This is a genomic window from Cupriavidus sp. HMR-1, from assembly GCF_000319775.1.
Lineage (GTDB): Bacteria > Pseudomonadota > Gammaproteobacteria > Burkholderiales > Burkholderiaceae > Cupriavidus > Cupriavidus metallidurans.
The window spans coordinates 78,284-98,909 of the sequence record NZ_ANKP01000277.1 but is presented as its reverse complement, the minus strand read 5'-3'; the positions used below and the strand labels follow the sequence as shown (position 1 = coordinate 98,909).

The window sequence follows — 20,626 nt, the reverse complement described above, 5'->3', positions numbered from 1 at the left end:
ATTCTGTATCGAATGATATGGAACGTATTTTAGATTGATCGATACAGAATTCAAGGACGATCTTTCGTGTGGAGCTTGAGGAATGTGGAGAGGGTTCGATCAGTGATCTGCAAACGATATGTTGAGCCAGCTGGATCCCGGCTATGCAAGCCGAGCACGGCGCAAGGCCAGCGGTGTCACGCCCACATGCCGACGGAAAACGCGCGTGAAGTGAGAGTCGTCCGTGAAGCCGCACCTGCGGCCAATGGCCGCCACGGTGAGGCGATTGAACGCCGGCGATGACAACTGACGCACGGCGATATCGATGCGGGCCTTCATCAGCAGGAATCCAAAGGTCTCGTTCTGAGCGGCCAGTGCGCGATGCAGGGATCGCACCGAAATCCCCAGGTCTGCTGCCACCTGTGGCGCGATCAACGTGGACTCGGTGCATCGCGAACGAATGCAGTCGACGATTCTCTCGTTTAGCGGCTTCGAGATCTCGTGTTTATGCGTGGCGACCTGATCTGGTCCGCTCGACGCCAGAAGAATCAGCGCACCGAGCTGGTCCACGATCAGCCGGGGCGGGAGCGGCGCATTGAGGATTGTGGTGGGCTGCAATGCGGCGATAAATGTGTTCAGCGCCACTGCCCAGCGCGAGTCAGCGCCAAATTGCCTGCCGACCACTGCGCCTGTCTGAGGGACCCACTCGCTTAGCCACTGCGGATCGAAACCGATATTGACGAAGTCGTAGTCAAAAGCGATATCGAGGCTTAGCGCCTGCTGGGAATCCGTGATGAATGAATCCATGGGGCGCATCGAAACTCTCGACTGGTAGCTCAGGTTCCAGGGAACGTTTCGGCTGAGTACCAGATTCAGGCAGCGTGCGCGTTGTCGTGAGATCTCGACGGCCGTGCTCCGCGCGATATGGGGGGAGCCTGCCACGTGCATCACGGTAACGGGACCGAGCGCCAGAGCCTCGATCTTCGCGCTCAGATCGGGCGAATAGGGCGTCTCGAACTGGAACGGAATGATGGCCGACTCGGTGGCGGCCTGGAAGTACTCACGTCTTTGCGTCGCTGGGACCAGATCGGTGCTCCAGCGTTGCAGTTGCCCAAGCTCGTTCCCCATCCTTTTCCCCCACTCATGGACCGTCGTCGGCGTGGCTGGCACGTAGCGTCCACGCATTCTGTGTTGCTGTCATGAATAGTCAATCCATCAAAGCATATCAAGGGCACTCTGCAATTGCCGATTGACGGGTGCCGAGCCGGCGCCCTTAGCCGGTTGCATCAGGGACTTCGCGCGATATGTGCAGCATAAGCATCTTTCGCTTTTGCCCTGCGGACCGTCTGGATCTGGCGCCGATCGAACATGGCTTCGGAGGTGGCGATGCAGTATCTGAATGGCTTGGACGCGAAGGTTGGTGACGTGGTGATGCTCGGTGACCGTGAAACCGGCGTGGTCGTGTGCAGCTTTACCAATGCGGAATATAGCCCGGGATATGAGTCATTCATGAGGCGACATGCGTCCGAGGGAATCTTGATTGATTTCCCGACCTACGGGCTGATGCATTTCAAGTTCGCAGAGGTCGGACTTACGCTGCTGTCCCGGCGGACTGGCTAGGCAAGCGTCATCCGCTGGCGCCTCGTTGCCTGGCTAGTGCCGCGATGCGGGCTATCTGCCGGTCTCTTTGGGGACTTATGCCGCGCTCCCTCCATAAACTACGACTCTGCAAGGGGCAGTAATGCTAGCGAGTCCGCGGCGACGGTGCAAGGACGATGGTGATTCCCGCACGCACACCCCGGGCTTTCGAATTCTTCCTTGCTTTTAAAACTACGACTCATAGAATCGTAGTATTGCAGTTGACGCTTGTCATTGCTGAAGAAAGCGGGCGCGCGATGAAGGTGCGGCCGAATCACTCAAACCAGGGATTGATGCAGGAGTTTGCAAATGTCCAAACGCATTCTTGTGATTGGCGCCGGCTTCGCCGGCATGTGGAGCGCGCTGGCTTCGGCCCGGCTGCTCGATGAAGTCGGACGCACGGATATCGAGATCGTGTTGGTGGCGCCTGAGGCGGAGTTGCATGTACGGCCGCGCCTCTACGAGCAGAATCCAGGCGGAATGAAGGCGCCGCTGCAGGAGATATTCAAGGCTGTCGGCGTCCGGTTCGTACAGGGTTACGTTGAGCGGATCGATGTGGCGAATCAGCAGGTGGAGGTCAGCAGCGCAGCGGGGACATCACCCGTCGTGCTTGGTTTTGATCGACTGGTGCTGGCCGCTGGAAGCCGTCTGTTCAAGCCGCAGATCTCCGGGCTGGATGAACATGCATTCAACGTCGATCAGGTGGCTTCCGCCAAAACGCTGGAAGCCCACATCGAGAAGCTGGCAACCCGTCCGGCTAGCATCGCCAGAAACACGGTCGTGGTTGCAGGCGGAGGCTTCACTGGTATCGAGACGGCGGCGGAGATGCCAGCACGTTTGCGTGAGGTTCTGGGAGACGACGCACAGGTCAATGTGATCATCGTGGAGCGAGCCAGCGAGATCGGTCCGGATCTGGGTGCCGGACCTCGACCAGTCATCATCCAGGCGCTGACGGAACTTGGCGTCAAGTGGAAGCTCGGGTCGGGTGTTGCGGCCGTGGATGCGGCCGGCGTGACGCTGGAGAGCGGTGAGCGTATCGAAGCCTTGACGGTCATCTGGACCGCTGGTGCGCGTGCCAGCAAGCTCACGGCTCAAGTCCCTGCCGAGCGCGACGGCTTTGGCCGTCTGCACGTCGATAACTATCTGAAGGTCAGGGGGCTCGAGACGGTCTATGCGACGGGCGACGTCGCGTATGCAGCCGTTGACGATGCCGGCAACTACGCCATGATGTCATGCCAGCATGCAATGAACCTTGGGCGTTCCGCCGGACACAACGTGGCCGCGGACCTGGTTGGCGACGAGCAAATCCCATACAGCCAGCCAAAGTATGTGACCTGCCTGGATCTGGGCCCCTGGGGCGCGGTGTACACGGAGGGCTGGGAGCGCGAGGTGAAGCTGGTTGGTGCCGAGGCCAAGGCGCTGAAGACGAAGATCAACACCGAGTGGATCTATCCGCCAAGCGCGGATCGCGCCGAGGCACTGGCCTCGGCGGACCCGCGTCGAATCGTGGTGGCGTAACGATCAAATGGGGCAAGACGAATCGTCTTGTCTCGTTGTTCCTGAAGGAGTGGCGAAGACCGCGTAGCTCGGGCGCTCCCGCGGTCTTGCGGAGTCGTGTGCCGGAACGGGCGTGACCGCGAACGCGGTCTTGCCGGGTCCGACAAGCTCTCGGAAGGCCAATCGTTCGAAGCATTCGAGAAGACATGCTTCGAACAAGCACGTCCGACGTCGCTCCTCAAGCGATTCACTACCCCTGAAGAGGTTACGAACCTGGTTGTCTACGTCTGCTCGCAGCGTCTTCCGCGACAAATGACGCAGCACTACGTGCGGATGGCGGTGTGGTTCGTGCCGCTTTCTGAGCCGCCTGTCAAATGAGAATCGCCTTCCATCTGGAGGGCGATTTTTTCATGCACGGTTGCGCGGTCGTACGGACTTGCGCGCGGGTGGCAACGATTCCTCTGACTTGTCGCCGCGGCGGTTGACGGAACGGGCCGTCAGCCATTGGACCACCTGCGTCCCGTAACTGTTGGGTGCCTTGTCGATGGCGCGATTGGCAATGTCGAATAGCGTGTGTTGCCTGAGTTCATGCCGCATCGCCTTCTCCGCTGATTGCATGACAGCATGGATCGAGCACACGCCGCGAGTGGCCCAGGCGGGTGGCGCGTCCTCGAACACCGCGCAACGGTCGCGGATCTCCAGACAGTCGAACAACGGCTTGTCGCCATCGATGGCGACGACGACGTCATGCACCGTGATCTTGTCTGCCGGCCGCGCCAGGCTGAAGCCGCCTCGTATGCCTTCGGTAGCGACTACGAGGTTTGCCTTCGCCAGCTTGGTGAACAGCTTTGCCAGATAGTCAGCGGGGATACCCTGCAGTTCCGCGAGATCCCTCACGCTTGCGGTTTCCACCGACGCCTGTGAGCGCGACAGGTAAAGGAGGCAATGCAACCCGTATTCCACACCGGTGCTGATGAATGACATGACAACTAAGAGTTATTGGATCGTAGTTGTCAGGTTATACAGGTGCGCGCTGATCCGCAAGCAAATGTACGTTTGGCGAGCACCTGCGATTTGTTCGGATGTACCCGGGATCGTACTGACGACATCTAGTGGGCAGCGGATGCCGCACCGGACGCCGCACCACGCGCTGGCTTGGTCAGCCAGATCAGCGGAACGATGGCGACGAAGATGACGGCTGATATCCAGAAGATGTCGTTCAGGCCCAGCATGATCGCCTGGGTATTGAGCTGTCTTTCAAAGTAGGCGGTCGCCTGGCCAGGGGATAGGTGCATCACGGACTGGATGGCCTCCAGCGCGGCACTGTAGTTCGGATTACCAGGGTTTGCCTGTTCGACCAGTTGCGCGTGATGCAGTATGGCGCGGTCGTTCCACACAGTGGTCGCCAGCGACGTTCCCACCGCGCCGCAGAACACGCGGGCAAAGTTCGACAGTCCGGCCGCGGCGGGGATCTTCTCTGGTGGGAGACCGGAAAGAATGATGGCCGTCAACGGAACAAAGAACAATGCTGTTGGAATGCCCTGCAGCAGCGTTGGGAGAACCAACGTGAACGTGTCGACTCCCGTGGTGTAGTGAGAGCGCATGAAGAACACCGCGGCAAAGCCGAGAAACGAAAGGGTGGAGAGAATGCGCAACTCGGCTTTTGGCATCAGTTTGCCAAGGACTGGCGCAAGCACCACCGCGAAGATGCCCAATGGCGCCGTGACAAGGCCGGCATTGACGGCTGGATAGGCGAGGTACTGCTGCATCCATTGCGGCAGCACGACCAGATTCGCGAAGAAGACCGCGTAGGCCACCGATATTGCGATGGTGCCGGCGAGGAAGTTGCGTCCCTTGAACAGCCTCAGATCGACGATCGGATTGGCTTCGGTCAGTTCCCAGATCACGAAGAACAGGAAGCCGAGCAGGGCGACAATGGCCAGGCTGATAATCACCGGCGAAGCGAACCAGTCGAGATCCTTGCCTTTGTCCAGCATGATTTGAAGGGCTGCCACCCAGGTGACAAGGGCCGCTAGTCCTATGGCGTCAATCGGCAGAATACGGGTCGTTGTCTCGCGACTACGATAGATCGCCCAGGTGACTGCGGCAGCAAATAGCCCAACGGGGATGTTGATATAGAAGATCCATGACCAGGAATAGCTGTCAGTCATCCATCCCCCCAAAGCCGGGCCGGCTATTGGTCCCACTGTAGCGGTCATCGCCCACAACGCGAGTGCCTGACCGCTTTTCTCCTTGGGATAGGACCCCAGGAGAATTGCTTGCGAGAGCGGAATCATCGGACCCGCGACGGCTCCCTGGAGGATTCGTGCCGCGAGAAGGAAAGTGAGATTGGGCGCGACGCCGCATAGCCACGACGACAGGACAAACAGCAGAATCGATCCCACGAACAGGCAGATCTGCCCCACGCGCTGGGTCAGCCATCCCGTCAGTGGAATGGCTACCGCATTGGCGGCCGCGAACAGCGTGATCACCCACGTGCCTTCATCCACGGAGACGCCGAGGTTGCCAGAGATGGTCGGGATGGCGACGTTGGCAATGGATGAATCCAGCACGTTCATGAATGTGGCCAGCGCGACGGCCAGACTGCCCATTGCCAGCTTGCCACCGGTCAGCGGCGGCGGTAATTCGCTTGTCATCGGATTTGCCATGATGCCCTCAGTTAGCGTTGGCGACTACGGTTTCACGAGGCCCTGGCGATTGCCGTAGGACTGGCCACCGGCCGCGCATTTCTGGTCGTTTCGTTTCGCGTGGCGAGGTCGCTGTTGCTGTTCCGGGCGATGATCCGATTGATCTCGCTGTCGGCTTCCGCACCGTAGCGCTCGAACACTTCGGTGCGATAGGCGGTGCGAATTGGTGTGCTTGCGCCCTTGGCGGGGGAAAGTTCTCCGCCGCGCTCCCGGGTCTCCACATCGACCTGCATAGACAGGCCAACTTGCAGTGGGTGCGCGCGCAGCTCCGTCGGATCAAGTGCGATCCGCACCGGCAGTCGCTGGACGACCTTGATCCAGTTGCCGGTCGCGTTCTGCGCTGGTAGCGCGGAAAACGCGCTACCGGTGCCCGCGGAGAAGCCGACGACCTTGCCGTGATAGGTCACCTTGCTGCCGTACAGATCGGCGTGCAGTTCCACTGGCTGGCCAATTCGGATGTGCTTGAGCTGAACCTCCTTGAAGTTGGCATCTACCCAGACTCCATCGAGAGGCACGATGGCCATGAGTGGATTGCCAGGCGCAACACGCTGACCGACCTGCACGGATCGACGGGCGACGTAGCCGGTCACGGGTGCGGGCAGCGTGTTTCGCGCATTGGCGAGATAGGCATCCCGCACGCGTGTGGCGGCCGCTTGAACGCTGGGGTGATCGGCCACGCTAGCCTGGTCGGTCAACGCATGGTTCGAGGCGAGCTGTTGCTTCGCCGTTTCCAGCGCGGCTTCGGCAGCCTTCACGGTGTCCCTTGCGTGCGCGACGTCCTCCGCGGCAACCGCGCCACTTTCCGAGGCTTCGGTTCGACGCCGCAGATCATCTCGCGCCCGGGAAAGGTCCACCTGCCGCTGTTGAACAGTTGCGGCCAGCGTGTTGTTGTTGACATATAGGGCACTCACCTGGCGAACGGTCTGCCCGAGCGCCGCCTCGGCGTTGGCCAGAGCGATGCGAGCGTCTGCGGGATCGAGCGTGACGATCGCATCGCCCGCCCTGACGATCTCCGTGTCGTCGGCATTGACGGCGACCACCGTCCCGCTTACCTGAGGGGTGAGTTGCACCAGATTGCCGTTGACGTAGGCGTCGTCGGTGTCTTCGTGAAAGCGTGCCACGCTGTAGTAGTACGCGCCGTAGCCTGCCGCTGCCACCAGAGTGCCCAGCCCAAGCAGGGCCAGCAGACGCTTGCGGGTTTTCGGCGCGCTGGACGCGGCCTTGGGATTGTCAGTGGGGTTCGGGTTGGTCGTGGTCATCATGTCACCTGTATCTGTGGCGTGGCGGCTCACCGGGTTGTGTCCGCGCTTTGTGTGTCGTCGGCCGTGTACCCGCCGCCCAGGGCGGCTGCCAGCGCAATCTGGCGGTCGCGTCGTTGCATCCGGAGCGTTGTCACGATCTGGCTGCTGGCCAATGCCGTGGTCTGCGCATTCAGCACCGTCAATTGCGTGGTCAGTCCGGCGCGGTACTGCGCCATCGCCAGTTTCAAGGCGCGTTGCGCGGCCTCGTCGGTTCGGACAGCGTTGACGATCTGGGCATCGGTGGAGCGAATGTCCGACAGTTGCGTTGCCACATCGGTCAATGCCTGGATCAGGGTGTCGTTGTAATTCGCCACGGCAAAGTCGAAGTCGGCGTAGCGACCTTTCAGTTGCGCCCGCAGTGCGCCACCGTCGAAGATCGGCAGGTGGATGGCTGGGCCGGCGGAGACGGTCCGGCTTGCCGCATGCAGAAAGCGGCCCCACCCGAACGCATCGAGGCCAATGGCAGCGCTCAGATTGATGTCTGGGTAGAACTCGGCTTTCGCCACCTTGATGTCGTGAGTGGTCGCCTCCACTCTCCAGCGCGCGGCGACGATATCGGGGCGGCGTGCCAGGAGGTCTGCCGGAAGGTTGTCAGGCAGATGAATTTCTTCGGCGCCACCGAGTGCCGGCTTGGCGATGGCGAGCCCGCGGTCCGGGCCTTTGCCGAGCAGCGCGCCAAGTTGGTAGCGGGTACGCTGGATACTTCCCTCAAGGGCCGAGACGGAAACTTGCGCCGCCGCGAGATTCGCTTCGGCAGTCTGTTGCTCCACGGCGGTATCCAGTCCCATCCGGACCCGACCGCGTGTAACCCGCAGGACTTCCTCGCGTTGCGTGACTTCATCGCGCGCAATATCCAGAAGCGCGTACAAGCGGGCGAGTCCGTTGTAACTGCGGGCGATGGCCTGGCTCAGGGTCAGTTTTACCTGCTCCGCTTCGGCCTCCGTCATGTGGACCATCGAGACCGCGGAGCGGAGGGCTTCGCGATTCTTGCCCCAAAGATCGAGCTCGTAGGACGCGCTGATGATCGCCTTGTTTTCCGATTGCCACGTGCCGGCAAAGGCTGGCGGTATGAAGGTGCTTTCAGTCAGTCGCTGGCGAGTCCAGGAATACCCCGCGCCTACCTGAGGGAGGGTGTTCGCATTGGCGCTTTCGCTGAATGCCACGGCCGCCGCGATACGGGCACGTGCCTTGTCGATGGATGGGCTACCCGCCAAGGCTTCGTCGATCAGGGCCTTGAGTTGAGCATCGCCAAACTGCGATGCCCAGTCCGTGGCGGGCCAATGCCCTCCCTCGGACGGCAGGCTTTGCGCAGTGGCAATCTGCGTCGGCAGTGCCATGTCCTTGTCGCTATGAATGCCCGCATAGTTCGCGCATCCGGCAAGTACTGCGGCCACTATCGTTGAGAGCGCGAGCAGTGTGGCGCGCTGCTTCGCCTGGGGTGATTGCCAAACCATTTTCCGACTCATCAGTTGGTGTGGTGGATACAGTGACTGGACGTGCATTCCTGAACCGATTTCGCCGTCCGCGCATTTAACTGACTGGACAATAGTTGCCTAGGCAAATAAATTCAAGGCGCGCAGCGATGGATTCTTTCAATGGGGTCGATTGCGAAAACCGATGCGCTGTATTGGCCTCGGTGGCCGATGTGCGAACGACAGAAGCGATGACAGGGCGACGCGTCGCCCTGTCAATCTGGGGTGGATTTCAGGACGGGCGGCAGCGTCGCGACATCAGGCCGAGCTGCCCAACGGCATGTCCGGGGTCCAGGTGCCTAGCGAGCGTCCAGCGGCAGCTTCACCGGCGTATTGCCCTCCGCAATCCCGTAGACAAGCAACTTCGCAGGCTTGGTGGAACTGGCATTGCGGGACACCAGGTGCTTCGCGCCTGGCGGTTCATACCAGGCTTCTCCCGCCTTGTAGACGCGGGCGGGTTGGCCATCGAGCTGGGATTCCACTTCACCGTCGAGCACATAGGCGAAGATCGAACCTGGATGTCGATGTGGCTCAGAGGCTTGCCCCGGTTCGTAGGCCACCGTGATCATGAACACATGACGTCCTTTGGCCTCGGGGATGTCCTGCTTCATCACCGGCGTTGTTGTCTCGTGTCCGGCTTCGTGCGCAAGTGCCGGCCTGGCGGCTGTCATGGTGCAGAGCAGCATGGCGGCAATCAGGGGCACCTGAAGCGCAGTGCGACGTATGGCGAGCGCTGTCATGGCGGACCTCACGCTGGTGTCTTGCGGAACGAAATCGCGAAACGGTTCCACGTATTGATGGTCGAGATCAGAAGCGTCAGGTCCACGAGTTCCGCGTCGTCGAAGTGCGGCCGCACGGCGGTCCAGACTTCATCTGGCACATGATCCTGAGATACGAGCGTCACGGCTTCGGTCCAGGCCAGCGCCGCGCGTTCGCGATCTGTGAAGAAGGGTGTTTCGCGCCAGACGGACAGCGTGGCAAGGCGGCGATCGTCTTCTCCGCCCTTGCGCGCGTCCGCGGTATGAAGGTCGATGCAGTAGGCGCAGCCGTTGATCAGGGAGGCGCGGAGCCGAATCAGCTCCACCAGGGACTTCTCGAGACTGGATTCGCTGATGCGCTTTTCCAGACCAAGCAGCGCCTTGATGGCGTTCGGGTTGGCATTGTAGAAATCGAGACGTTGGGTCATGACTTTTTCCTTCGCTTGTTCATATGCGTGCCGGCTGGCACGCCTCAGACGCAAGCTTAGGCAATGAAGTGGTGACCTTTTAGTACCGATTTATGGCTATTTTGAGGTGACCAATTTTTGGCGCACGCCGTCAGCGCCGGGTGGCGCGAAGTGTTTCGCCGAGTTGGGTCAGGCCACTCCGCATATCGTCCACACCGATGCCGCCGTAGCCAAAGAGGATGCCTTGCCGCGAAGGCTGGGAATTGAACATCCTGGAAATGCCGTACAGGCCCACCGATGCCTGGTTGGCCCGGGCAATGACGTCTGCTTCGTTTGTATCGTCGGCCAGTATCGCGACCAGATGGATGCCGGCCACGGACGGTAGCGGCGTGAAGAAATCGGACAGGTCGCCCTGCAGGTACTCCAGCAGCGTCGCGCGTCGCCTGGCATATTCCCTGTGCATGTGGCGCAGATGCTTGGCGAAGTATCCGTCCAGCATGAACTTGCCCAAGGCGGTCTGCATCAGGGTGCTGCTATGCCAGTCACTGACCTGCTTGGCCTTTCGAAGCGTGGCTGCCAGGGACGATGGCGGAATCATGTAGCCGATCCGCAGTTCCGGAAAGATGGTCTTCGAGAACGTGCCGACGTAAGCAACGACACCGGCGTTGTCGAGACTCTTCAGTGATTCCATCGGTCGACCCTCGAAGCGATATTCGCCGTCATAGTCATCCTCGATCACGAGAGCGCCTCGCCGGTGCGCCCATTCGAGCAGGGCAAGGCGGCGCTCGAGCGTCATCGGCATGCCTAGCGGAAACTGGTGGGAAGGCGTGACGTAGACCATCCTCGCCTTCGACGGCAGGGCATCCACCCGCAGACCGTCCTTGTCGACCGGTACGTCGATCACCCTGGCGCCCGCCGCGGTGAAGACGCTTCGCGCGGGGGGATAGCCGGGATCTTCCACCGCGATCACATCGCCTGGCCGGATGACGGCGCGCGCCAGCAGTTCAATGGCCTGTTGCGCGCCATTGGTAACGATGACGTCCTGCCAGTTGCTGACCACCGCGCGGTTCGAAGCCAGATAACGCGAGATCGCCAGACGCAGTTCCTGATCGCCCGATGGGTCGTGATAGGAGCCGTTTCCGCGCGCCTGGATGCGCAGCGCGTGGCTAACGCATTTGCGCCATTTGTCGAACGGAAACAGGCGCTTGTCGGTGACGCCGCCTACGAAATCGAAGCGTGCCGGCATGTCTTTCCGGCTCGCGGGCAATGCCTCGGGTAGCGTTTCCCACACCGCTCCAGTGGCCTGCACGATCCGCTCGCGCGGCGGCGTAGGCGCCAGGCGCGTCATCTCTTCGGACACGAAGGTTCCGTCGCCGGTACGGGACCGCAGATAGCCTTCGCCGATCAACCGCTCGAACACATCGAGCGTCGTCTTTCTGGAGACGTCGAGCTCCGACGCCAGCGTGCGTGTGGAGGGTAGGCGTTCTCCTGGCGCGAGCCGTCCGTCGACGATGCTGGCGCGAATCTGTCGATAGATCTGACCAGCCAGGTCACGGCGGCCGCGGAGCTTGATGTGGGCGTTCATCTTGTAGGCGCGAATGGCGATTCCGCCGGATTCTAGGGCTAGTTGCGGCGTTGAAGAGGAGTACGCGGCCCGAAACCACACTGGTGATGTGGGGTCTCGGCGCGTTCGTTGTGTTTTGTATCGATCGATCTATAATAATTTCGTAGCAATCGATACAAAATAGGCCGGGGCGAGGGCGCTCCGGCACGGAACCTGGATATGCAATGTCACACAAGACTTTCCTGATCACCGGTGCGAGCAAGGGAATCGGCCGGGCCTTGTCCCATCGCCTGGCGGCTGCCGGGCACAAAGTGATCGGCGTCGCGCGTAACGCCGACCCCGGTTTCCCCGGCATTCTGGTGCCCGTCGATCTCACGGACGCGGTTGCCACTGAACATGCGCTGACGACACTGAGGTCCGAGCACGTGATCGACGGTGTCGTGAACAACGTGGGGTTCATCGAGCTTGCGCCACTTGGCAATATCGACCTTGACGCCATGGACGATATGTTTCGGTCGAACCTGCGGCCAGCCGTTCAGCTTGTCCAGGCGCTATTGCCGGATATGCTGGAGCGGGGTTGGGGCCGTATCGTGAACCTGTCGAGCCTTGTCGTGCTGGGCGTTGCGAACCGCTCCGTCTATGCCGCGGCCAAAAGCGCCATGATCAGCTTCACACGAACGTGGGCACTCGAACTCGCTCCCACCGGGATCACGGTGAATGCGGTTGCGCCGGGGCCAGTTGAAACCGAAATGTTCCGTGCCAATACGCCACAGGGCAGCGATGCGGAGAAGCGATTTCTGTCCATGGTGCCGATGGGGCGTCTGGGCAAGCCGGATGAACTGGCCGCCGCGATCGAATTCCTGCTTTCCGAGCCTGCCGGCTTTATGACGGGGCAGACGCTGTTCGTGGATGGCGGCGCGTCGATTGGCAAGGCGGCGCTCTAGCGCCCGGGACAGTGCCCCGTAGTCCTGCGATGGAAGGGCGTATCGCGGAGACGACCGGTGGCACCGCCGTAGGCCGGCGAGACATCTTGTGGCCTCGTTGGCCCCTTTGTGCTCGTTGGCCCCTTTGGGCCGATTGGCACGCAGCGGCCAGACGATCGTGACGTCTGGCACTTATATCCCGGTTGCGCTGGTCGCGCGCGGGCACACTGGCATCAAATCCCATGAGATGACCGCCGATACCAGACCGGTAGAGGCGGCCGTTCCGACCATGAGGTCTCGCCATGCGTGCCCAATCGCCCCTGTTGATCAGAAATTGGTCCACCAGCGATGTTCCGCAAAGCCAGCGGTACGACTACTACGCCCATGCCTTGGCAACAGCGATTTTCCCGATCCAGTTGAGCGGGAGCGCGCCGAGTGCCTTTGGCGTGGACATGTCAGCGGCCGACCTGGGCGGCATGACAGTCATCCGCCAGCGCGGAACCCCGCACCGTTGCTTTGCCGACAGGGGCAATATCGCGAGAGCTGAGGGCCGAACGTTCCACTTGCTTACCAGCACGCGATCCGCATGGACACTGGAGCACTTGACGCGCGAACGTCTGGGGCCCGGCGATGTGATCATGTGCGACTCGTCTATTCCGTTCAATCTCGAAATCGGCAACGATTTCAACATCGTTCACGTCGCGCTGTCGGAAGCCTGGATCCGGCAGTGGCTGCCCGCACCGTCCGTCCTGGTCGGCGCCAGGATAGACGCGAACGATAGCTGGGGCCGCGCGCTATCGGCATTCATGCAGAGTTTGGAACCCGCACGGCTCGCCGACTATCCGCTGCCACGGTCATTCATTGGCGACCACATCGGATCGCTGCTGGCGTTCCTTGCGCAAAGCAGGAGCGCAGTTTCACCGAAGCCAGCCAAAACCGAGGGTGCTGCGGTGCTGGATCGCATTCGCGACTGCATGGCCGGACAGTCGCGCGAGGCGACCCTGTGCGCGGCCGACGTCGCTGCAGCGGTAAGCATTTCGGTTCGTAGTCTCCATCGCCACTTCGCAAAATCGTCCACGACGTTTGGAGCCGTACTGATGGCCATGCGATGCGCGGATGCGGTTCGGATGCTGGAATCATCGAGCTTCAGCAGGCTGACCGTCGCCGAGATTGGGCGGCGGGCTGGGTTTGCCGATGCCGCCCATTTTTCCCGGGTGATGCGTGCTCGCGTGGGACACACGCCAAACCAGCTCCGCCGCGCGCACGCTGGCCCTTCGTCCCGCGACGATCCGAAGGAGGAGTAAATCGTGAGCGCAATCGTGACCTGGTCGACCAACGCCGTTCCCCGAACGCAACGACTTGACTACTTCGCCGCGGCGTTGTCCTCGGCCCTTGTCCCAATGCAGGTGGAGGCCACACACACGGGTGCGCTCGCATCGCATATGTCGATGCTCGACATCGATGACGTAGACGTGCTGTCGCAATGCGGATCCGCGCATCGGTCATTGCGCGGTCGCGCGGAGCTTGCGCGGAGTGGTGCGCACACCTACCACCTCATCGTGAATCGACGCGCAGCCTGGTACGTGGAGCACGCGGGCGCCACGCGCGTGCGGGCGGGGCAGGCGTTCCTGATCGATTCGGCAAGGGCCAATCTCATCGAAATGCCGTCAGCCTACGAGGTCATCCACGTGAAGATGCCCGAAGCATGGCTGCGCCGCTGGGTGCGGGAGCCGAGCCGGTTGGTTGGCCGGCCGCTCGGCGGCGAGGTCGGCCAGATGGATCATGCGTTGGCAGCGTTCGTGGCCGGAATGACGCCACACGCGCTGCGCGATGGACCGTTGCCGGCATTGATGATGATCGATCATCTCGGCGCCATGCTCGCCATGGCGAGCGGAACAACGGGAAGACCGATCGCGGCCTCGTCCGCCGCGCTTGCGCTCTACAACAAAGTTTTCGCCTGCATTGCCAACCGGAGCGCGGAACCCCTGCTGAGCCCCGGTGACATCGCGAATTCGCTGGCGATTGCAGAGAGCGAATTGCACAGTGTGCTCGCGTCGTTCGGTGACACCTTTGCGAGCCTGCTTGTCACGCATCGTCTCGCCAATGCGCGTCGGATGTTGGCGTCTCGCGCGTTCGAGGCCTTTACTGTGCCCGAGATCGCGCTTCGCGCCGGCTTTTCGCGCGGCGCCGATTTGACGAAGCTGCTTGATCCCGGCGACGCATCCGCCAGCGATACCCGCGAAGCGCAGGATCGGCCGAAACGTCTCCGACCCTCGTAGCGTTTGGCGCCGCTCCAATGGCTACCTGAAAATGCATCAAAAGTGGCTATGTGAAGTAACCGGAATTCGGCCGTAAGCTCCGGCACCAGCACGTTTCATCGTTCGCCTCGAACTCACCAGCGGATTCACGTCGGATACGCGTTGCCTGCGAGTCTTCATGAATACAGTCGCCATCCTGATGTCGGCGTTTCTGCTTTCCGTGTTTGCCCTCGGGGCATTCATCTGGAGTATGCGGAAGGGCCTGTTTGATACCTCGCCGGCTGCGGCACGCGTGATCTTCGCCGATGAGGAGGCTGGGCACCCGGAAGACCCAGCGTCGGCGCGCCATGGAATCGTCAACCGGTCGCGCGAAGAAGCCGACCGGTCATCCGCGCCAGTCGTGTTCCTGTTCATCTGTTGCGCGATGGTATGGCTTCTGGTTGCTTCGGTCGCCGGCCTGACCGCGTCGATCAAGCTGCACGAACCCGATCTGCTGGCTTCGGTGCCGTGGCTGTCTTTTGGCCGGATACGCACGATTCATCTGAATGCGGTGGCCTATGGCTGGGCACCAATGGCGGGGCTTGGCATCGCGATCTTCTTGCTGCCGCGCCTGCTGAAGACCGAGCTGATGGGCGGGCGCTGGGCGGTGCTGGGGGCCGCGCTCTGGAATGCCGGGTTGATCGCGGGTATCGGCAGTATCGCGGCGGGCATTTCCGATGGACTCGAATGGCTGGAGATTCCCTGGCAGGTCGATATCCTGTTTGTGATCGGCGGCGCGTTCGTCGGCTTTCCCCTTTTGTTGACGCTGGTGAATCGCAAGGTCGACCACCTCTATGTTTCCGTCTGGTACATGGGATGCGCGTTGTTCTGGTTCCCCGTGCTCTTTCTCGTTGCCAACATTCCGGGTCTCCATTTCGGCGTGGAGCAGGCCACCATGAACTGGTGGTTCGGACATAACGTGCTGGGTCTGTTCTACACACCGCTTGCGCTTGCCTCGATCTACTACTTCCTGCCGAAGATCATTGGACAGCCGGTCAGGTCTTACGGCTTGTCATTGCTTGGGTTCTGGGCGCTGGCTTTCTTCTACGGCCAAGTGGGCGGGCACCACCTGGTGGGCGGACCGGTACCGGGTTGGCTGATCACACTTTCGATCGTGCAGAGCATGATGATGCTGATTCCGGTCATCGCGTTCTCGATCAACCAGCACCAGACGCTACGGGGCCACTTTCGCCAGCTGATCGAATCCCCGACGCTTCGGTTCGTGACTTTCGGCGGCATGATGTACACGCTGAGCTCGATTCAGGGTTCCTTCGAGGCGTTGCGAGCCGTCAATCGCGTCACCCACTTCACGCACTACACGGTCGCACACGCGCATCTTGGCCTCTATGCCTTCGTGAGCTTCGCGTTTTTTGGCGCGATCTACTTTATCGTGCCGCGTATCTCCGGTCGCGAGTGGCCATACCGTTGGATGATCTATTGCCACTTCTGGCTGGCCGCCGGCGGGATTGGCGTTTACTTCCTCAGTCTGACCATTGGCGGCTGGTTGCAAGGCATGGCCATGCTTGATGCCGCTCGTCCGTTCATGGATTCGGTGCAGGTGACCATTCCTTATCTGAAGGCGCGATCGGTGGGCGGCACGATGATGCTGGCCGGTCACCTTTTTCTTGTTGCGAACTTCGTATGCGCGATCTTTGGGCTTGGTCCCAACCGCGATCGCCCTGCGCTATTTCACCAGGGCAGCAAGCCGGAGCAGGGAGTGGGAACATGAACAACGAAAGCGCACTGCTTGCCGGTGGCATGACGATGCTGGCGATCGCCACCAGCGCATTGGTCGTAATCCCGTACCTGCAGTTGCACGACGTAAAGCCAACGCCAGGCCTGAAGCCGTACACCACCGCGGAGTTGCGTGGGCGCGGCGTGTATATCGCCAATGGCTGCATCTACTGTCATTCGCAGCAACCACGAGACAGCAGTTTCGCGCCCGATGCCAAACGTGGCTGGGGGCGAGCCGCCGTTGCCGGCGACTACTACTACGACAGCCCCCATCTTCTCGGCACCATGCGAACGGGGCCGGATCTGATGAACATCGGGGTGCGCCAGCCCAGCGCAGACTGGCATCTCGGGCATCTGTACCAGCCCCGTGCCTATGTCAGCGGCAGCATCATGCCGAGCTATCCATACCTGTTCGATGCCAAGGACGCTCCCGATGCAGGCGAGAAGGCCATCACCTTGCCACCAGGCTACGCGCCAGTTGGCAAGGTAATTGTTCCCACTGCGGCAGCGCTGGATCTTGTGGCATACCTGCAGTCTCTGAACCGGACCGGGCCTGTATTGCCACCGATCGATGGCGCCGCGGCGCGCTGAAGGCAGGAGACTGCAATGACCGATGTTCGGGAAACACGGCAGGCCGAGGCGGCGCGTGCGCGCGAGCACGAAGACCCGCATGAGAACCAGGCGCCCATTCCGCGCTATGTGCTGGCAATGGTTGCTGTCCTGGTGGCTTGGGGGGCGTGGTACATCGCCACGGCGCCAATCAATCAGGCGCCCGAACTGGGCGATCGTCGCACGCTGGCGGACCTGCGCGGCAATTCGAAGGGCGCTGGAGCGAAGGTCGATGGCGCCGCCATCTTTCAGAGCCGCTGCGTGGCTTGCCATCAGGCCAATGGACAAGGCTTGCCCGGCGTCTTTCCGCCTTTGGCCGGATCGGAGTGGGCCAACGGTAACGAGTCCCGCGTCGCACGGATTGTATTGCGAGGCGTGACCGGCAAGCTGACTGTCAAGGGCGCAGTCTATAACGGGGCGATGCCAGCCTTTGCCGACCAGCTTACCGATGCCGAGATCGCGGCCGTACTGACACATGTACGCGCCCAGTGGGGAAATAGTGCTTCGGCAATTTCGGCGGAAACCGTTGCGGCATCGCGTGCCGACACCGCTGGGATGAAAGGATCCTTTGATGGCGACGCCGCGCTTGGCGGGCCCGGCGGCTAGGCCGTGGCTGGCGCTTGGTGCCGTACTGGCGGCGGGCATCGCCGGGCTGCACGCGCTGACCTACGGCCTGTCGGCCTGGACACTGGACGAGCGACGTGACCTGCGGATCGCGTCGCTGGACCTTCGAATGCCAGCGACTGCGGTGCGGAACCAGCAAGGGCATGGTGCCGAATTGTTCTCCGGAAACGCGCCGTCGACGGTGTATATCGTGGATTTCATCTACACGCGCTGCAATACCGTATGTAGCGCGCTGGGCGGCGAGTTCGCGCAGTTGTCTCGCCAGGTCAAGGCCGATGGCTTGTCAGGTCGACTTGGTCTTGTATCGATATCACTCGATGCACGCGATACGGCAGGCGACTTGAAAGCGTACGCCACAACCTATCGGGCGAGCTTGCCGGAGTGGGAGGTAGTCACCGCAAACGATTTGCGCGAACTGAAGGCGTTGCTACGCCAGACGGATGTGATAGCGATACCGGATGGGATGGGCGGCATCACGCATAACGGGGCACTCGACGTGGTTTCCGCGAATGGTGTGGTTTTAGCCACGTATCCAATGGAGCAGTTTCAGCAGGCGTACTTGTTTGCACGAAGCCTCGTGCGTCAGGCGGCGCGATGAGCAGGAAGTCATGGCATCTCGTTCTGCTGATTTGCCTGATTCCGGCGCTGCCCCCGCTCCGTGACGTCGTCGAGGCATCGATGTCTTCGCTGATGTTGTGTCTGCTGCCATGTTTGGCCGTGGCGGGTTGGGCCTTCGCAGAGCTATATGTCATAAGACACCGGAGCCTAATGGCCACTATGCAGCCTTACGGGCTCGCTCTCTGTACCCTGAGCACATTTGCGTACGGCGTCTGGATGGTGCCCATTGCCATTGACCTGTCCAGAATGTCAATGGCTACGGGCATTGCGCGCGATGTTTCGGTGTGCGTGGCGGGATTCTCGATGGCGCTCGCAATCCGCATTTCGCCGTGGCCCGTCTTACTCTTCTTCACTGGCAACCTGGTCTGGATGGGCGTAACGGTTGGGTTGATCTTTGTTGACGAGCAGGTGCGACTCTGCGCGAACTATCTGCTTGGAGACCAGCATCAGGCCGGAGCGGGCATCGTCGCTTACTCGGCCGGTGCGGGACTTTGGTTGCTCGGATGGGCTTGTCGCAAGGCGGGTCTTGCGGATCTGTCATCGGATATCTAGTTGGCTTCACTCCGCATAACCGCCGTCGATCTGCAGGACGGTGCCGGTTGCGAAGCCGTTGGCAATCAGGAAGAGGCCCGCCTGGGCCAGTCCCGATGCAGTACCCACGCGACCGACCGGCAGGCCCGCGCCGATGCCGTGTAGCACGCTGGCGCGCGCGTCGGACGGCAGAAAGTCCCAGGTCGGGGAATCGACTACGCCCGGGGAGACGACGTTGACGCGAATCGGTGCCAGCTCCACGGCCAGCGTTCGCGCCAGTCCGTCGAGCGCCGCGTTGACCGCCGCCGCGATGCTGGCCCCTGCGTTGGCCTTGTACGCGGCGCCTTCGGCCAGTGAACGCTGAATGGTTTGACGGACCGGACGACACGAGCACGTTCTGCAGCTTCTCCCAACGACAGTGCCTGACCGACCCGTAGCAGTCCCTTGCTGCTGACCTGGCAATGTCCGATAACGAGCCAGGAGGGGACAGCGATGATCGATGGTGTCAAAGCAATCCGGCCATGACGGGAAATCACCGAGGGCATCAAGATATTGCTTGTCCCGGGGTACCAGTCCGAAGAGGTTCGGCGTGCAGGCGTCGCGAACGCCGACATCGCCCGAGGTGCTACTTCGTCGATATCAGAGAAACCCACTGGCCAGGTCTAAGACCGCGTGAATTGACTGCCGCCAGAGCAATTGCCATGACCGCGCCGGAATTGCGTCCTTGCCAGGCTCGATCCGTGCGGATGTCTGCGGTGAGAGGAGTTAGGCGAGAAGCCTTTCCCGGTGCGATGAAACGGTCTTATGTGCTGAATCTACGAACCAGTTCCGCAGTTCGATAGTTGAAATGCTTCCTTGTGTGCCATCTGGTGGATTCCTAAGATTGCCCAGTTTGCAATTGCTTGGAGTGGTACATGAGTTCGGTCTTCGAGGCCTCCTACGTCAACGTAGGTCGACGTTCGCTGTTGCGGGGAATCGGCGCTGTGGCGGCAGGTGTTTCAGGCGTGCTGCCCGGTTTGTCGCTGGCGCAACAGCGCGAACAGGCGACGCTAGCCACAGGCAGTGCTGGCTACACGTGGGCCCTGACAGCGGTGGCCGAGAGCGCTGGCTACTGGAAGAAGCGCAATGTGGACCTGCGCGTCCAGGATTTCACGACGGGCCGTGACGCCATGCAGGCTTTGCTGGGTGGCTCGGCGAACTTTTCGACGACGACGGATACGCCACTGGTATTTGCCGTGCTGCAGGGCCTCAAGCCGGCGGTACTCGCGAACTTCAGCCGCTACTCGTATGACATGAAAATCGTCGCCAGCGAGCGCAGTGGGATTGATCCCAGAAACCCCTCAGGTCTCAAGGGAAAGAGGATTGGTACCCCAGCTGGCACGTCGGGCCAGTACGCGCTGGCCAAGTATCTGGAGTTCGCCAAACTGCAACCAGGCGACATCACGCAGATCAATATCGCGCCTTCGGACCTGGTAGGCGCGCTGGTACGCGGTGATATCGACGCCTTCTCCTGGACGGCACTGGCTGGCAGTGCAGCACAGCGTCAGAGTGGCGGGAAGGTGGTGTTTCTCACCCAGAATGGCTACGAGAAGTACTTCCGTAGCCATCAGTTGTTGCTGGTCAATCAGGCCACGCTCAGCAGTCGAAAGGCCCTGCTGTCCGATGCAGTCAATGCCTTGCTCGATGCGGAGAACCATATCCACACCAACGCAGCCTGGCCGGACCAGGTGTCGAGCCGCGTTCGCAGCACGCCAGAAGAGATCCGCCAGTTCACCTCTACGTTCGAGTTCAAGGTGGAGTTCAACAAAAGCTTCGTCGAAGATCTGGTCAGCCAGGCCCAATGGGCCATCGACAACAAGCTTGCCCCTCGTCCCAAAGGCGACTTGCGGGAGCTGTTTCGCAGCGTGATCCACGACGAGACGTTGAAGTCCATCAACCCGAGCCGTGTCAGTCTGGGGTGAACGTG

At 61.3% G+C, this 20,626-nt stretch carries 20 protein-coding genes and 1 pseudogene; 12 read left to right on the top strand and 9 right to left on the bottom strand.

All coding sequences use genetic code 11. The annotated features are described in order from the left end of the window. Positions 1–141 precede the first annotated feature (141 nt). A complete protein-coding gene (locus D769_RS29965) occupies positions 142–1,164 on the bottom strand; it encodes an AraC family transcriptional regulator (protein ID WP_241227921.1) in 1,023 nt (340 codons plus the stop codon). A gap of 201 nt (positions 1,165–1,365) precedes the next feature. Between D769_RS29965 and D769_RS29960 the strand changes: the two genes are divergently transcribed. The 3 genes and pseudogenes from D769_RS29960 to D769_RS32870 all read left to right on the top strand — a co-directional run. Then, positions 1,366–1,599 carry a hypothetical protein gene (locus tag D769_RS29960; RefSeq protein ID WP_152415113.1) on the top strand — a complete coding sequence of 78 codons (234 nt, stop codon included), beginning with the start codon at positions 1,366–1,368 and terminating at the stop codon, positions 1,597–1,599. A gap of 327 nt (positions 1,600–1,926) precedes the next feature. After that, complete coding sequence (locus D769_RS29955; RefSeq protein ID WP_008652402.1) at positions 1,927–3,135, top strand: NAD(P)/FAD-dependent oxidoreductase; 1,209 nt, start codon at positions 1,927–1,929, stop codon at positions 3,133–3,135. Between the two features lie 46 nt (positions 3,136–3,181). Further along, positions 3,182–3,476, top strand: a pseudogene (locus tag D769_RS32870) (SDR family oxidoreductase); the annotation flags it as partial. Between the two features lie 46 nt (positions 3,477–3,522). Here the strand turns inward: D769_RS32870 and D769_RS29945 are convergent. The 7 genes from D769_RS29945 to D769_RS29915 form a co-directional block, all read right to left on the bottom strand. Next, positions 3,523–4,098, bottom strand: coding sequence for an Rrf2 family transcriptional regulator (locus tag D769_RS29945; protein ID WP_008652400.1), 576 nt, complete (start codon positions 4,096–4,098; stop codon positions 3,523–3,525). Between the two features lie 125 nt (positions 4,099–4,223). Further along, positions 4,224–5,783, bottom strand: a complete 1,560-nt coding sequence (locus D769_RS29940) for a DHA2 family efflux MFS transporter permease subunit (RefSeq protein WP_040011347.1) — start codon at positions 5,781–5,783, stop codon at positions 4,224–4,226. Positions 5,784–5,815: 32 nt separating this feature from the next. Further along, positions 5,816–7,081 carry an HlyD family efflux transporter periplasmic adaptor subunit gene (locus tag D769_RS29935; RefSeq protein WP_052018198.1) on the bottom strand — a complete coding sequence of 422 codons (1,266 nt, stop codon included), beginning with the start codon at positions 7,079–7,081 and terminating at the stop codon, positions 5,816–5,818. Between the two features lie 29 nt (positions 7,082–7,110). Continuing rightward, positions 7,111–8,577 carry an efflux transporter outer membrane subunit gene (locus D769_RS29930; RefSeq protein ID WP_008652397.1) on the bottom strand — a complete coding sequence of 489 codons (1,467 nt, stop codon included), beginning with the start codon at positions 8,575–8,577 and terminating at the stop codon, positions 7,111–7,113. Positions 8,578–8,894: 317 nt separating this feature from the next. Continuing rightward, positions 8,895–9,335, bottom strand: coding sequence for a cupin domain-containing protein (locus D769_RS29925; RefSeq protein WP_008652396.1), 441 nt, complete (start codon positions 9,333–9,335; stop codon positions 8,895–8,897). Between the two features lie 8 nt (positions 9,336–9,343). Then, a complete protein-coding gene (locus D769_RS29920) occupies positions 9,344–9,781 on the bottom strand; it encodes a carboxymuconolactone decarboxylase family protein (protein ID WP_008652395.1) in 438 nt (145 codons plus the stop codon). 130 nt (positions 9,782–9,911) lie between these two features. Next, positions 9,912–11,345 (bottom strand): PLP-dependent aminotransferase family protein, encoded by a 1,434-nt coding sequence (locus D769_RS29915; protein WP_008652393.1) that lies wholly within the window; start codon positions 11,343–11,345, stop codon positions 9,912–9,914. Between the two features lie 203 nt (positions 11,346–11,548). Here D769_RS29915 and D769_RS29910 point away from each other — a divergent pair, with 203 nt between their 5' ends. From D769_RS29910 to D769_RS29875, 8 genes are all read left to right on the top strand, one after another. Then, positions 11,549–12,268 (top strand): SDR family oxidoreductase, encoded by a 720-nt coding sequence (locus tag D769_RS29910; RefSeq protein WP_008652391.1) that lies wholly within the window; start codon positions 11,549–11,551, stop codon positions 12,266–12,268. 281 nt (positions 12,269–12,549) lie between these two features. After that, positions 12,550–13,551, top strand: coding sequence for an AraC family transcriptional regulator (locus D769_RS29905; RefSeq protein ID WP_081596889.1), 1,002 nt, complete (start codon positions 12,550–12,552; stop codon positions 13,549–13,551). A gap of 3 nt (positions 13,552–13,554) precedes the next feature. After that, positions 13,555–14,526 (top strand): TetR family transcriptional regulator, encoded by a 972-nt coding sequence (locus D769_RS29900; RefSeq protein WP_040011346.1) that lies wholly within the window; start codon positions 13,555–13,557, stop codon positions 14,524–14,526. Between the two features lie 157 nt (positions 14,527–14,683). Beyond that, positions 14,684–16,273, top strand: coding sequence for a cbb3-type cytochrome c oxidase subunit I (locus D769_RS29895; protein ID WP_008652387.1), 1,590 nt, complete (start codon positions 14,684–14,686; stop codon positions 16,271–16,273). Then, entirely contained in the window at positions 16,270–16,869 is a 600-nt protein-coding gene (locus tag D769_RS29890; protein WP_008652385.1) for a cbb3-type cytochrome c oxidase subunit II, read from the top strand. The genes D769_RS29895 and D769_RS29890 overlap by 4 nt, the downstream gene beginning before the upstream one ends. 15 nt (positions 16,870–16,884) lie before the next feature. Continuing rightward, positions 16,885–17,493 carry a cytochrome c gene (locus D769_RS29885; protein WP_008652382.1) on the top strand — a complete coding sequence of 203 codons (609 nt, stop codon included), beginning with the start codon at positions 16,885–16,887 and terminating at the stop codon, positions 17,491–17,493. Then, positions 17,459–18,109: an SCO family protein gene (locus D769_RS29880; protein ID WP_008652381.1), complete on the top strand. Its 651-nt coding sequence runs from the start codon at positions 17,459–17,461 to the stop codon at positions 18,107–18,109. Before D769_RS29885 ends, D769_RS29880 begins: the two co-directional genes overlap by 35 nt. Beyond that, a complete protein-coding gene (locus D769_RS29875) occupies positions 18,106–18,681 on the top strand; it encodes a hypothetical protein (protein WP_008652380.1) in 576 nt (191 codons plus the stop codon). Before D769_RS29880 ends, D769_RS29875 begins: the two co-directional genes overlap by 4 nt. 6 nt (positions 18,682–18,687) lie before the next feature. Here D769_RS29875 and D769_RS31585 read toward each other — a convergent pair whose 3' ends face one another. Further along, complete coding sequence (locus D769_RS31585) at positions 18,688–19,122, bottom strand: SDR family oxidoreductase (protein WP_081596888.1); 435 nt, start codon at positions 19,120–19,122, stop codon at positions 18,688–18,690. A gap of 452 nt (positions 19,123–19,574) precedes the next feature. Between D769_RS31585 and D769_RS29865 the strand changes: the two genes are divergently transcribed. Further along, complete coding sequence (locus tag D769_RS29865; protein ID WP_008652378.1) at positions 19,575–20,621, top strand: NrtA/SsuA/CpmA family ABC transporter substrate-binding protein; 1,047 nt, start codon at positions 19,575–19,577, stop codon at positions 20,619–20,621. The last annotated feature ends 5 nt before the right edge of the window (positions 20,622–20,626 follow it).

Bases quoted from the DNA above. Each gene is read 5' to 3' on its own strand.
- D769_RS29965 (WP_241227921.1), bottom strand. From the start codon at position 1,164: ATGCGTGGACGCTACGTGCCAGCCACGCCGACGACGGTCCATGAGTGG.
- D769_RS29960 (WP_152415113.1), top strand. From the start codon at position 1,366: ATGCAGTATCTGAATGGCTTGGACGCGAAGGTTGGTGACGTGGTGATG.
- D769_RS29955 (WP_008652402.1), top strand. From the start codon at position 1,927: ATGTCCAAACGCATTCTTGTGATTGGCGCCGGCTTCGCCGGCATGTGG.
- D769_RS29945 (WP_008652400.1), bottom strand. From the start codon at position 4,098: ATGTCATTCATCAGCACCGGTGTGGAATACGGGTTGCATTGCCTCCTT.
- D769_RS29940 (WP_040011347.1), bottom strand. From the start codon at position 5,783: ATGGCAAATCCGATGACAAGCGAATTACCGCCGCCGCTGACCGGTGGC.
- D769_RS29935 (WP_052018198.1), bottom strand. From the start codon at position 7,081: ATGACCACGACCAACCCGAACCCCACTGACAATCCCAAGGCCGCGTCC.
- D769_RS29930 (WP_008652397.1), bottom strand. From the start codon at position 8,577: ATGGTTTGGCAATCACCCCAGGCGAAGCAGCGCGCCACACTGCTCGCG.
- D769_RS29925 (WP_008652396.1), bottom strand. From the start codon at position 9,335: ATGACAGCGCTCGCCATACGTCGCACTGCGCTTCAGGTGCCCCTGATT.
- D769_RS29920 (WP_008652395.1), bottom strand. From the start codon at position 9,781: ATGACCCAACGTCTCGATTTCTACAATGCCAACCCGAACGCCATCAAG.
- D769_RS29915 (WP_008652393.1), bottom strand. From the start codon at position 11,345: ATGAACGCCCACATCAAGCTCCGCGGCCGCCGTGACCTGGCTGGTCAG.
- D769_RS29910 (WP_008652391.1), top strand. From the start codon at position 11,549: ATGTCACACAAGACTTTCCTGATCACCGGTGCGAGCAAGGGAATCGGC.
- D769_RS29905 (WP_081596889.1), top strand. From the start codon at position 12,550: ATGCGTGCCCAATCGCCCCTGTTGATCAGAAATTGGTCCACCAGCGAT.
- D769_RS29895 (WP_008652387.1), top strand. From the start codon at position 14,684: ATGAATACAGTCGCCATCCTGATGTCGGCGTTTCTGCTTTCCGTGTTT.
- D769_RS29890 (WP_008652385.1), top strand. From the start codon at position 16,270: ATGAACAACGAAAGCGCACTGCTTGCCGGTGGCATGACGATGCTGGCG.
- D769_RS29885 (WP_008652382.1), top strand. From the start codon at position 16,885: ATGACCGATGTTCGGGAAACACGGCAGGCCGAGGCGGCGCGTGCGCGC.
- D769_RS29880 (WP_008652381.1), top strand. From the start codon at position 17,459: ATGGCGACGCCGCGCTTGGCGGGCCCGGCGGCTAGGCCGTGGCTGGCG.
- D769_RS29875 (WP_008652380.1), top strand. From the start codon at position 18,106: ATGAGCAGGAAGTCATGGCATCTCGTTCTGCTGATTTGCCTGATTCCG.
- D769_RS29865 (WP_008652378.1), top strand. From the start codon at position 19,575: ATGAGTTCGGTCTTCGAGGCCTCCTACGTCAACGTAGGTCGACGTTCG.